The organism is Roseateles chitinivorans (assembly GCF_002761755.1).
GTDB lineage: Bacteria > Pseudomonadota > Gammaproteobacteria > Burkholderiales > Burkholderiaceae_C > Roseateles > Roseateles chitinivorans.
Genome location: NZ_PEOG01000163.1, coordinates 1 through 425 on the forward strand (window position 1 = coordinate 1; position 425 = coordinate 425).

Consider the following 425-nt stretch of genomic DNA (forward strand, 5'->3'; position numbering starts at 1 on the left):
GCCTTCGGCCGTCGTCGCGGTGAAGGCGAGGACCTGGCGCCGGACATCGTGCGCCTGCGCGACGTGCCCTGCGACCTGCATGCCGACATCGACATCGCCGGACCCCGCGACGCGGTGGACATCCTGGCCGAGGTCTACGACCGCTGCGCGCGCCACATCGCGCGCGCCGCCGTCTCGCGCACGCTGGACGAGCTGCTGCGCGAGGGCCGGTCGCTGGAGGACATCTACACCGGTCCGGCGCCGCGACATGGCTTCATCGAGGACGCACCGCCATCGGAGGCCGGCCATGCGGCCGAACGGCTGTTCCTGTCCGACCTGACGGCCGTCGTGCTGGCGGTGCCGGGCGTTGTCGACGCGCGCGTGATCGCGCTGCGGGCCGAGGGCCGCGAAGCGACGGCCGGCTCGGTCGAGTGGCGCGGCGATGA

Annotated in this window: 1 protein-coding gene; it reads left to right on the forward strand. The window is 73.9% G+C overall.

The features are described 5' to 3' along the window. On the forward strand, window positions 1-425 hold a 425-nt coding region (locus tag CS062_RS26535; RefSeq protein WP_158238933.1), incomplete at both ends, for a baseplate wedge protein.